At 40.4% G+C, this 12670-nt stretch carries 9 protein-coding genes; 3 read left to right on the plus strand and 6 right to left on the minus strand.

The window, feature by feature from the left end; all coding sequences use genetic code 11:
• Positions 1 to 177: 177 nt before the first annotated feature.
• Complete coding sequence (locus tag KZP23_RS09615; protein WP_226336027.1) at positions 178 to 1821, plus strand: sodium/sugar symporter; 1644 nt, start codon at positions 178 to 180, stop codon at positions 1819 to 1821.
• A gap of 87 nt (positions 1822 to 1908) precedes the next feature.
• Here the strand turns inward: KZP23_RS09615 and KZP23_RS09620 are convergent, their stop codons facing one another.
• A complete protein-coding gene (locus tag KZP23_RS09620) occupies positions 1909 to 2748 on the minus strand; it encodes an AraC family transcriptional regulator (RefSeq protein WP_226336028.1) in 840 nt (279 codons plus the stop codon).
• Between the two features lie 202 nt (positions 2749 to 2950).
• On the opposite strand from KZP23_RS09620, the gene KZP23_RS09625 reads away from it, so the two are divergent.
• Both KZP23_RS09625 and xylA read left to right on the plus strand, forming a co-directional pair.
• Positions 2951 to 4441, plus strand: a complete 1491-nt coding sequence (locus KZP23_RS09625) for a xylulokinase (RefSeq protein WP_226336029.1) — start codon at positions 2951 to 2953, stop codon at positions 4439 to 4441.
• Positions 4442 to 4527: 86 nt separating this feature from the next.
• Positions 4528 to 5841 (plus strand): xylose isomerase, encoded by a 1314-nt coding sequence (xylA, locus tag KZP23_RS09630; protein WP_226336030.1) that lies wholly within the window; start codon positions 4528 to 4530, stop codon positions 5839 to 5841.
• A gap of 223 nt (positions 5842 to 6064) precedes the next feature.
• Here the strand turns inward: xylA and araA are convergent, their stop codons facing one another.
• The 5 genes from araA to KZP23_RS09655 all read right to left on the minus strand — a co-directional run bounded on the left by araA (position 6065) and on the right by KZP23_RS09655 (position 12649).
• Entirely contained in the window at positions 6065 to 7567 is a 1503-nt protein-coding gene (gene araA, locus KZP23_RS09635; protein WP_226336031.1) for an L-arabinose isomerase, read from the minus strand.
• Between the two features lie 34 nt (positions 7568 to 7601).
• On the minus strand, positions 7602 to 9476 hold the full coding sequence (locus KZP23_RS09640) for a sodium/sugar symporter (protein WP_226336032.1): 1875 nt from the start codon (positions 9474 to 9476) through the stop codon (positions 7602 to 7604).
• A 114-nt stretch (positions 9477 to 9590) separates the two neighbouring features.
• Positions 9591 to 10304, minus strand: a complete 714-nt coding sequence (locus KZP23_RS09645) for an NUDIX hydrolase (protein ID WP_226336033.1) — start codon at positions 10302 to 10304, stop codon at positions 9591 to 9593.
• A 161-nt stretch (positions 10305 to 10465) separates the two neighbouring features.
• Positions 10466 to 10909 carry a VOC family protein gene (locus KZP23_RS09650; RefSeq protein WP_226336034.1) on the minus strand — a complete coding sequence of 148 codons (444 nt, stop codon included), beginning with the start codon at positions 10907 to 10909 and terminating at the stop codon, positions 10466 to 10468.
• Positions 10910 to 11002: 93 nt separating this feature from the next.
• Complete coding sequence (locus KZP23_RS09655) at positions 11003 to 12649, minus strand: S41 family peptidase (RefSeq protein ID WP_226336506.1); 1647 nt, start codon at positions 12647 to 12649, stop codon at positions 11003 to 11005.
• Between the last annotated feature and the right edge of the window lie 21 nt (positions 12650 to 12670).

Genomic DNA, 12670 nt, shown 5'->3' on the forward strand with positions numbered 1-12670 from the left:
TTAGTGTAGTGTGGTGTTTTTTGGTTTTTCGTTTGCATTTTGGTTTCTATTGATTAGTGATCTTCTGTAGTAGTTAAATGGAGTATTACTTTTTAGGGCAATGATTATGTTTTGCAAAAAAAACTATAACTTATGAGCCGATTTGAATTAGATAAAACCATTAAACCTGAATTTTAAATGACCTTTAACACATTAGACCTCGTTGTCTTTGTGGCCTACTGTCTTTTAATTATTACCATGGGCTTAGTAGTGTCCAGGGAAAAGAAAGGCCACGTCAAGGATTCCAAAGATTATTTTCTAGCCAGTAAAGCATTGCCTTGGTGGGCTGTAGGGGCTTCGTTGATTGCTTCCAATATTTCTGCAGAGCAGTTTATCGGGATGTCAGGATCTGGCTTTGCATTGGGCCTTGCCATATCTACCTATGAATGGATGGCGGCCGCTACACTTATTGTGGTTGCGATTTTCTTTTTGCCTATTTATTTGAAGGAGGGGATTTATACCATGCCGCAATTTCTCAATAGGCGTTATGATGGAAGGGTAAGGACCGTGATGGCCGTTTTTTGGCTTTTGATTTATGTATTTGTTAACCTTACTTCCGTATTGTATTTAGGGGCCCTGAGTCTGGAGACCATTATGGGGGTGCCTTTGCAGTATGGCATTATGGGCTTGGCGGCCTTTGCCATGATCTATTCGATTTATGGTGGGCTTAAAGCGGTGGCATGGACAGATGTGGTACAAGTAGTATTCTTAGTTGCTGGTGGGCTTGCCACTACCTATTTGGCATTATCAATAGTTGGTGACGGCAATGTTTGGGAAGGAATAGGGATTTTGCGAAAAGCGGCTCCTGCTCATTTTTCCATGATTATCGAAAAGGGAGAAATGATGATTCCTGATGGAACAGGAGGTAGTAAAGATGCTTATTTGGATCTGCCAGGATTGAGTGTGTTGATCGGTGGAATGTGGATTATTAACCTTAATTATTGGGGCTGTAATCAATATATTACCCAGCGGGCCCTGGCTGCCAAAAGTCTAAATGAAGCGCAAAATGGGATGGTATTTGCCGGGTTTTTGAAGTTATTGATGCCCCTGATTGTGGTTATTCCAGGGATAGCTGCTTATGTTATTGTACAGCAAGGAGCCGATACCACTTTTATTGAATCCATGACAGATCCTGTTACTGGCTTAGCGAAATCGGACAGGGCTTATCCTACCCTGCTTCATCTATTACCTCCAGGTTTAAAGGGCTTGGCTTTTGCTGCTTTAACGGCTGCTATTGTATCTTCTTTGGCCTCAATGGCCAATAGTACTTCTACTATTTTTACCATCGATATTTATAAAGAATTCATCAATAAAGGAGTGTCTGAATCCAAGCAAGTAACTATCGGAAGGATCACTGCTGTAGTGGCTTTTATCATAGCGGCTATAGTAGCTCCTCAGTTGAGGCAACTTGATCAGGCTTTTCAGTATATCCAAGAGTATACTGGTTTCGTTTCTCCAGGTGTTTTTGCCATTTTTATCTTTGGGTTCTTTTGGAAGAAAACCACCTCAAATGCAGCACTTACAGCGGCTGTGTTGACTATACCTCTGTCAGCGGCCTTTAAGTTCATTACTCCAAATCTGCCGTTTATCGATAGGATGGGAGTAGTTTTCTTGGTACTTGCTGCTTTGATTATTGTGATCAGTTTGGTAGAAGGGAAAGGGGAAGACAGTAAGAAAGCCATTGTAGTGGATAAGGAGTTGTTTGCTTCCAGTACCAAATTCAAAATCGGAGCGATATTGATTTGTGGAATACTCGCTGCATTGTATACAGTGTTCTGGTAAGCGATTAATTAAATTTAACTGAATTGAGCATCTAGCCTCTAATAGTTGTTGAAGAACTGATTGTTTTCAACACTATTAGGGGCTTTTTTAGGATTGCCAGATTTGTGCGCGGTATACGGAAGGAGTTAGGCCTTTCACTGCTTTAAATTGTCGGTTGAAATTGGTGATATTTCTGTAGCCACATTCGTGGAAAATTTGAGAGACAAAAAGGTTTTTGTCTTTTAATAATTTACATGCATGTGCAATCCGGATTTCCTTTAAAAATCCGGAATAGGATTTTTTTGTATTCAACTTGAAAAACCTTCTAAAATTAGAAACGCTCATTTTTGCTATTGAAGCCACATCTTCAAGTTTTATATTTTCATGAAAATGCTCAAAGGTGTATTCCAGTATTTCGTCAATTATCCCCTTGGCATCAAAGGAGTTGATATGTTCATTTGTCAAAACAGTATTATGGGTTTTGACGCTGAAAGTATTGAGGAGGTTCATTAAAGTGCCTAAATGCTCATAACCGCTTGTGTTTTCCAATTTTTGAATGGAGTGAATAAGGTCAGTTTGGCCTGAATAATCAATGGATAATGCCTGGTTTAAGTGAATAAGCTGATTGATTTTGCTTAGTTCCGGTAGGTTCAGAAATGTGTTGCCAAAGATGCCTTTGTCAAACTGGATGACCACAACGGTGCAAAAGACTTTTTCTTCATCTTTTCTAAACCAATGAGGAACATTGGAGCCTATATAAAATAGGTCTCCTGCTGTAAATTCTCCCACAAAATCACCAATGATAGCCGTACCGTACCCTTCTTTGATATAGAGAATTTCGTTTTCAATATGTCGGTGCCATGGTGTTTCGAATAGGGGGGTGCTAAAGGAGGTGGACACAAATGATTTGGAGGCTTGTTTGGGGAGTTTCTGAACAATTGGTTTCATGGGGAGCTAATTAATGGTCATGACACTAATTTAATAATTGATACTCTTTGATTACATTTTTGATCAAAGAGTATTATAAATTAATTGAATAGTGTAAGAAGGTCTTTGGTTTTTGATCGAAATTTGTTTCGATCAGGAGAAAGAGATTTGTGGTCTATTGTCTTGATTTTGTCAATTTTAGAAAATTAACCCAAAATAATACATGCGTAGATTATTGATTGGATATGATATAGGCAGTTCTTCGGTAAAAACGACCTTATTGGATGCAGATACTGGAAAAGTAGTCAGTTCAGATGGTCAGCCCAAAATAGAAATGCCCATAGATTCCCCTCAAAAAGATTGGGCAGAACAAGATCCAATGATGTGGTGGAAGTATGTGATAAACACCACCAAATCTGTTCTCAATAGCGGAGCTGTAAAATCTGGAGAAATACAAGGTATAGGAATTTCTTACCAAATGCATGGTTTGGTTTTGGTCGATCAAAATCAAGAGGTCATCCGTCCAGCAATTATTTGGTGTGATAGCCGTGCAGTTGGCATAGGTAATCAGGCATTTGATGAGTTGGGGCAAGAGTTTTGCCTATCGAATTTGTTGAATTCTCCGGGAAACTTTACCGCTTCAAAATTGAAATGGGTGAAGGATAATGAGCCTGAAAATTATGCTAAAATCCATAAAGCCATGCTTCCAGGGGATTTTATTGCCATGAAATTAAGCGGCGAGATTTTTACGACTGAATCGGGACTTTCTGAAGGGGTATTTTGGGATTTCAAGAAGGACAGTACCAGTCAAGAGCTTTTAGGTTACTATGGTATTGACCAGGATTTATTAGCTACTGCGGTAAAGTCTTTTTCTGAGACGGGCAGGGTAAATGCGTATGCTGCTGAACTCTTGGGTTTAGATATAGGAATTCCAATCACCTATCGGGCAGGAGACCAACCCAATAATGCTTTTTCTTTGAATGTTCTGAATAGGGGCGAACTGGCGACCACGGCAGGCACATCAGGGACAGTCTATGGTGTGAGTGACCAGCCTGTTTATGATCCTTTATCCAGAGTAAATACTTTCTTGCACGTAAATCATGAACAGCTCAATCCACACTATGGAGTATTATTATGTGTCAATGGCACCGGTATACTAAACAGTTGGTTAAGGAGAATGTTAGGTGGAGAATCGTTGGGGTATGAAGAAATGAATGCTTTGGCCGCAGAAGTTCCAGCTGGTGCTGAGGGTTTATGTTTTATTCCGTTTGGTAATGGAGTGGAGAGGATCATGGAAAACAAAGCTGTAGGAGCGCATTTGAGTGGGCTGAATCTCTTGAAGCATGATAAACGTCATTTGCTTAGAGCAGGACAAGAAGGGATTGTCAGTGCTTTGACTTTTGGTTTTAATATCATGAAAAACATGGGACTGAGTTTGAACACAGTAAAAGCTGGTAGGGCGAATATGTTCTTAAGTCCCATTTTTAGGGAAGCTTTTGTGAATATGAATGAAGTGAACCTGGAATTTTATGATACGGATGGATCCCAAGGGGCTGCAAGAGGTGCGGGGATAGGTGCGGGCATTTATTCCAGTGATCAGGAAGCGTTTGTAGGCTTGGAGAAAGTGGCTTCTTATATGCCTGATCAGAAATTAGTGGAAGTATATAAGGAAGTATACCAGCAGTGGGAAGTTAACTTGGAGAAAGTACGCTAAAACAATAGGGGGGCTTTGTAGATCCGCGCCAATTTTGCATAAATGGCTTTAAACGAAAATTATATTATTAAATAACCAAACATATCATGTCAAAAACATATTTTCCGGAAATTGATAAAATCAAATTCGAAGGTAAAGATTCCAAGAATCCATTTGCTTTTAAATATTATGATGAGCAAAAAGTAGTGGCCGGCAAGACCATGAAGGAGCATTTTAAATTTGCCATTGCTTACTGGCATAGTTTCAATGCTACCGGAGATGATCCTTTTGGACCGGGAACCCGAAGCTATGAATGGGACCAGTCTGCAGACGCCTTACAGCGAGCCAAAGACAAAATGGATGCGGCATTCGAATTTATCACTAAGATTGGTGCTCCATATTACTGTTTCCACGATGTTGACCTTATTGATGAGGGAGCAACCATCGAGGAATATGAGAGTAGAATGAAGGCGATTACTGAATACGCTAAACAAAAGCAAGAGGAGACAGGGGTGAAATTGCTTTGGGGTACGGCCAATGTTTTCAGCAATCCCAGGTATATGAATGGAGCCAGTACCAATCCTGACTTCAATGTGGTTTCATGGGCAGCTACTCAGGTGAAAAATTCTATAGATGCGACCATTGCCCTTGGAGGGGAGAACTATGTATTCTGGGGTGGTCGCGAGGGATATATGTCCTTACTGAATACAGATATGAAACGTGAAACCGAACACCTTGCTCAATTTTTGACTATGGCAAGGGATTATGGTAGAAAGAATGGATTTAAAGGTAATTTCCTTATTGAACCAAAACCAATGGAGCCCACTAAGCATCAGTATGATTATGACGCCGCCACAGTGACCGGTTTTTTGAGACATTATGGTTTGGATAAGGATTTTAAACTGAATATTGAAGTCAATCATGCTACTCTTGCCGGGCATACCTTCCAGCATGAATTGCAGGTAGCGGCAGATGCGGGGCTTTTAGGAAGCATTGATGCCAACAGAGGTGATTACCAAAATGGCTGGGACACTGATCAGTTTGCCTTGAATCTTCAAGAGTTGACAGAATCTTTATTGGTGATATTGGAAGCAGGTGGTTTACAAGGTGGAGGTGTTAATTTTGATGCCAAGCTGAGGAGAAACTCTACCGATTTGGAGGATCTGTTCCATGCACATATTGGCAGTATGGATGCATTTGCAAGGGCTTTGTTGATTGCGGATAATATTCTGGAGAATTCTGATTATAAGACATGGAGAAAGGCTAGATATGCTTCCTTTGATGAAGGAAAGGGAAAAGCATTTGAGGAGGGAGAACTTACTTTGGAGGATCTGAGAGCGCATGCTATTGATACAGGTGAGCCAAAGCTTACTAGTGGTAGACAGGAAATGTTTGAAAACTTGATTAATCAATATATCTGATCAATTAATAGTTAAATTAAGTCAGCTAGCTTCTACCAAGCAAATTTGGATAAAGTGGCTTACAGACCATTTCCAATTAAAAAAGCGAACTAATTTAGTTCGCTTTTTTAATTGATTAGTCCTAAAATGGTCATTGACCTATTTGTCATGAACAAAACTTAGTTGTGATCAAGTATATTGGCCAATGATATCAATGTGAGTTTTTCTAGGTTTGGTGGTTATATTATTTTTTGTTGAATTGGTAATAAGCATCACTCCACTTCAACTCATTCTGAATGCCTCTAATGGTAGTCTCTTTGTCAATATTGACAGTTTCTATACCGGCCATGGTGGCAAAGTCATTTAAGTGTTCACTGCTTAAATTTTGACTAAAGCAAGTATGGTGCGCCCCGCCGGCCAAAATCCAAGCAGCGCAACCAGTCTTCATATCTGGCATTGGTTTCCACATTACACGGGCAACAGGGAGCTTAGGGAGATCTTTTAGTGGAGCTACGGCTTCTACTTCATTGACAATCAGTCTGAATCTGTTACCCATATCTACAATAGAAGCGTTTAAACCGTCTCCACCCGTTCCATTGAATACCAGCCTTACTGGATCTTCTTTACCTCCAATACCCAAGGGGTGTACTTCGCAGCTAGGTTTGTCCTTGGTAAGGCATGGGTCTACCTCTAGCATATGTGAGCCTAAAACGAGGCTGTTATTCGGGTCAAAATGGTAGGTATAGTCTTCCATAAAAGCATTTCCGCCATCCAATCCTGTACCCATAACTTTCATGGCACGAACCAAAGCAGCTGTTTTCCAGTCGCCTTCTCCAGCGTAGCCATAGCCATCTGCCATTAGTCTTTGGGTAGCAATTCCAGGAAGTTGTTTCATGCCGTGAAGGTCCTCAAAAGTATTGGAAAAGCCTTTGAAGCCACCTTCTTCAAGGAAGGTCCTCATCCCGATTTCTATTTTGGCAGCATCTAGTAGGGAATGTCTTTTTGAACCATTGGCCTTAAGATCATCCGATAGTGTATAAGTTGCCTCATACTCTTCAATCAGCGCTTTTAACTGGACATCGCTTACTGCGTTTATTTTTTCTACCAAGTCCCCCACAGCATAGGTATTGACGGAGAAGCCGAATTTAAGCTCTGCTTCGACTTTGTCCCCATCGGTTACAGCAACGTAGCGCATATTGTCTCCAAAACGGGCAAATTTGGCGCCTTGCCAGTCATGCCATCCGCTGGCAGCTCTGGACCAAACATCGATCTCCCCATGCAATTCCTTATCCTGCCAATGGCCAACTACCACTTTTCTGCTTACTTTCATTCTGGAAGTGATAAATCCAAACTCACGGTCTCCATGTGCACTTTGATTCAAGTTCATGAAATCCATATCGATTGAATTCCAAGGGATGTCTTGATTGAACTGCGTGTGCAGATGGAGGAGTGGTTTCTGTAAGATTTTCAGTCCATTGATCCACATTTTTGCAGGTGAGAAAGTATGCATCCAGGTGATCAGACCAATACAGTTGGGTGCTTGATTGGCTTCTTGGACTATCGCATAAATCTCTTCGGTAGTTTTTACTACAGGTTTATAGACAATACTTACAGCGATTTTTTCAGAGTTGTGCAACTCTTTGGCTATGATTTGGGCATGTTCGGCTACCTGGCGCAAAGTCTCCTCACCATACAAGTGCTGACTTCCTGTGATAAACCAAACTTCGTTTTCTTTTAAATTTTTCATTTATTCACTACTTATTGATTTCAATATTTATTTACTACATCCAGAAGAAATAGTACAAGAGAGATACAATTAGGATAATACCTGCGGCTCCAAGGTTAAATGGAGTTGCCGTATTAAAAAGGCTTGGATCGACATTGAAGGATTTTTTGTCTGCATGTTCCATTTTGACATTGGTATACAGTATAATGCCTACCATTAAGAACAGTGCGGCCAGCATAAAGATAGATTCTATGCCCAGGTATTCATAACTGTCAAACAATGCAAAACCTATAATGGCTGAAACCAATCCCAAGAAGATGAAGAAGTAACCAGAGGCTACAGCTTTGATCGCTTCCTTTCCGGATTTGAAATCTGGGTTGGCAAATGCTTTCTTCTCCGTAAAGCTGATCACAGAGGCAATGAAGCAAAGTATGATGAATACATAGCCCATTCTAAGTAGAAAAGGCATTTCTGGGTAGAATACTTTGAAGATTATTCCCGCTGGGATGGTTGCTATGGCTGTCCAAAGAGCTGCGTTAGCGGTAGCTTGTCTCCATAATAAGCCCATGCCGAATACAACCACCACTCCAGGGTATATATAGCCGGTATATTCTTGGATATATTGGAACACCTGATCTAAAGAAGCCAATTGTGGTGCCACAAACATGGCTATTAGGAGGGCGATAACGGCCACTATTCTACCGGTTTTTACCATGTCATGGTTATTGGCATTAGGCTTAAAGTAAACCTTATAGATGTCCATGGTAAAGATGGTGGAAGTACTGTTGATCATAGAGGCTAGAGAAGAGACTATAGCAGCGGCGAGTGCTGCAAAGGCCAAACCTCGAATACCGTCAGGGACAAAGTTCTTTAAAAGCCAAGGGTAAGCTTCATCAGATTTTTGGATTTGGCCTATATGCTCAATGGGTAGGTTCAGCAGTGCTGATAATTGCTCTGGAGTATAATCATTGATAAGTACATAAGCTGCAATACCTGGTATGACCACGATGATGGGCATCAATATCTTCAGAAATCCAGCGAAAATCAATCCCTTTTTTGCTTCCTGTATGCTTTTAGCAGCTAATCCCTTTTGAATGATATACTGGTTGAATCCCCAGTAGCCTAAATTGGTCAACCACATTCCTCCTAGAATAACTGCCAATCCAGGTAGATCTTGAAAAGCATCTCTCTCTCCTCCTGCTCCATCTGGAACCATGGTGGCGCCTTGAGGCATAATCATGATAAAATGATCTTTGGCATCACTGTATAGATTGCCCATACCAGCAATAATACCTTCTCCCATTCCAACTGCATCCAAGGCAAGGAATGTAGTGATCAAACCACCGCCTATCAATACGACCACTTGGACTACATCTGTCCAGGCTACTGCTTCCAATCCACCATAGATGGAATAAATTCCCGAAAATACCAGTAGGCCAATAATGCCATATTGAAGCGGAACTCCCATGATCTTATCCAAAGCCAAAGCCCCCAAATAACTCACAGAGGTCAGGTTAACAAACACATATACCAAAAGCCAGAAAACGGCAAAGGCTGTACTTACTCCTTTATTGAACCTTTCACTTAAGAACTGTGGCATGGTATAGACGCCATGCTCCAGAAATATGGGGAGAAAATATTTGGCGACCAAGATGAGGGCCAATGCTGCAATCCATTCATAGGCCGCAATGCCCAAACCGATAGCAAAGCCAGATCCTGATGTTCCAATAAAATGCTCAGCAGAAATATTGGCAGCAATGAGTGAGGCGCCTACAGCCCACCATGTAAGTGATTTGTCTGCTAAGAAATATTCTTGAGCGGTTTTTTCCAGTCCTTTTTTTGATCTGGAAACCCATAAGCCTACCGAAACAATGGCCAGCGCATATAGGATGAAAATAACATAATCTAGGGTAGAAAATCCTACTGACATAATAATGATATTGAGGGTTTATCTTATACTTAATTCTAAATGATTTTACTTAATTCTTATTTAAGTGTCATATTTACACCTAAAAAATCAGAAAAAAAAATAATGAGCAAAAAATTACTCATTAACACCCGGCATTTCATTTCTTGGAATGAAATTTAGGACGGTTTGAAACTGGTCATTGTATTTGGAGCGATCGATTCGGTAATAAAAGGCGCCTTTCTTAGAGCTGGTCTTATCCTTATCTTTTTCTTTGATCAACATATTGGTTGATAATACCTTTCTAGTAAAGTTCCGCTTATCGATTTTTGTCTCGTATAAGTTTTCGTACATGGCCTGAAGATGCGGCAAGGTGAATTTTTTTGGCAAAAGCTCAAACAAAATAGGATGCAAGGCTGCTTTGTACCTTAGACGGGATTTGGCCATTTCAACCATTTCATTATGGTCGAAAATCAAATCTGGCAACTCATTCATGGAAAACCAATGTGCATGAAAGTCATCATTGATTTGTTTTTGGTATTTCTGGATGTCGATCAAGGCAAAATAAGTTACTGCAATGGTCCTTTCTACAGGGTCTCTATCAGGTCTACTGAAAGTATGTAATTGTTCCATATAGACATCTTCGAGGCCTGTAAGCTTTTTTAGAATTCGATTGGCAGCTCCATCTAGAGATTCTTGGGGCTGCAAGAAACCGCCCATAAGACTCCATTTTTCTTTTTCTGGGGCAAAGCCTCTTTGGATAAGAAGTAATTTATAGTCAGAACCATCAAAGCCAAAAATGATACAGTCAATGGCTGTTAAGATTCTCGTTTGATTTGAGTATTTCATCATGATTGTTTGCGATACAAGATCGATTTTGGAGAAAAATCGAGTTTAGAAAATGCGATATTATATGTAATAATGACACATAAAATTAGGTATTATTTTTATTATTTACCAAAATCTAAAACACTATACTTATTGTATTGGTAATGAGAGGGGTGTTGGATGTGTTAATGTTCGTCATTAACCTCAATCCAGTAACCATTGGGGTCTTGGATATAGATTTGTCTGATACCATCTGGTCGCATATTGATTTTGCCCTTTACCCCTGGCCAATCTTCAAATGAAATATTATTCTCTTTTAATTTGGCAATAAAACCATCTAAATCTTCCATACTAAAACAAAGGTGGTTGATTTTGTTGATGGTAGGCGGAGTCCAAGGGAGTTGTTCGATCAGGTGAAGTTGACTGTTACCTATATTATACCAAGTATGTAACCCATCTTTAAAAGGTTCTTCAATTTCTTCCAAACCGAGAAAGTCTTTATAAAATTTATTGCTGACTTTCAGGTCTTCCACATAAACAGCGATATGGTTCAGTTTAGTTTGACTGAAGGTGTTCATGCTGATTAGAGATAGTAATAAAATGGCTAATACTTTGAAATTATTTTTCATTGGACAGGGCTAAAATAGGTTTAATGCTCATAAAATTAGCTTACAATATAGCCGAAAAAATAAAAAAAGCGGGAGGAATTCCCGCTTTTTCTCTTATTGGTTTTCCTGAGCTTCAGGACTGAAAGCCAGTGATTCGGCTTCATCAAATAATTTTAGACCTTGTTGGTAGATTTCGTTGATGTCATTGATGACTTTATAGAAGGCATTGTCATCATAAATATTTCTACTCATATGGGCTTTTAATAAGGTCTTGAGATAAGATTTTGATTTATTAAAGCTTTTTTCATCAAACTCCAGCTTGTTGCGTTCACCAATGGCGACCAGTTGTTGGAGCATCTTGTCAGTCACTTCAAAGTTGTTATAATAGTCTTCAAAGCTCATGTCTTCAAATTTGCTTTTGTTTTTCTCAAGATAGTCTAGGATAAACTCTCTATGGGAATCAGTTCCAAATAACCTGTTGACATAGGCACTGCTCATAGAAGTGTCCATTGGTACAAAATAGTCAGGCATGATACCTCCGCCACCATAAACGGTCCTTCCTTTGGTGGTTTGGTATTTCAATGTGTCATTGAACTCTATACTGTCCGCACTGAAAAACTCACCATGTTCAAATCTGTTGATCCAATCCATACTGTATTCCTCGGCATCTTCACCATAAGGCTTTTGTATGGATCTTCCAGAAGGGGTGTAATATCTGGCAATGGTTAGTCTAAGTTCTGCGCCATCGGCAAGGTCTATAGGCATTTGCACCAAACCTTTTCCAAATGATCTGCGACCTACAATTAGTCCTCGGTCATTGTCCTGCAAGGCACCAGCCACAATTTCAGAGGCAGAGGCACTTCCCTCATTGATCAGAACTACCACGGAGCCGTCTTCAAACAAGCCGGGTCTCATGGCAAAAGCCTTTTGATTATAACGGCTGACTTTACCCTTTTGGGAAACGATCAGGGCATTGTCAGCTAAGATTTCATCAGCGATGTTGATCGCCGCACCCATATATCCACCTGGATTACCCTGAAGGTCTAGTACCAGTTTGGTCATTCCTTGGGCTTTTAAGTCCATTAGGGACTCCTTAAACTCTTCATAGGTCGTAGCAGCAAAACGGGTGATTTTTACATAACCAATCTCATCGTTGATCATATAAGAAGCGTTGATGCTATACTGAGGGATTTTATCCCTTGTGATGGCATAGTCAATGAGGTCTTTATTGTTTTTTCTTTTGATGGCTACATTTACTACGCTGCCTTTTGGTCCTCTCAAAAGATCGAAAACGTCTCTATTGGTCACACCGGTGCCTGCTACAGTTTCACCGTCAACTTTGATGATTTGGTCTCCTGACTGAATGCCCAGCTTTTCAGAAGGTCCACCTGTTAGAGGGGCCACTACATAGATAGTATCTCTTAATATGCCAAATTCTACTCCAATACCATCAAATTCTCCATCGAGCTGCGATTGGGCAAGGTCTGCATCCTTTGCGGGAATATAGCTGGAATGCGGGTCCAGCTCCTCTAGCATTTTTTGGATACCATGCTCCACCAGCTGTGTGGTATTGACAGTGTCTACATAGTCCCTGTCTATGTAGGTGATGATTTCCTGCAGTTTATAAAGAGCAGCTTTCAGATCGTTTCCGTCTGATTGGGGCTCGGCAAAAGTAGCTCCTATCCATATACCTGCAGAGATGGCCAATGCCAGTATAATGGGGAGTCTGATTTGTGCTTTGGTGTTTTTTGGGGTGTTCACATTTGGACGTGAAGTATTGTT

Source organism: Echinicola marina, from assembly GCF_020463795.1.
In the GTDB taxonomy this organism is placed as follows: Bacteria; Bacteroidota; Bacteroidia; order Cytophagales; family Cyclobacteriaceae; genus Echinicola; species Echinicola marina.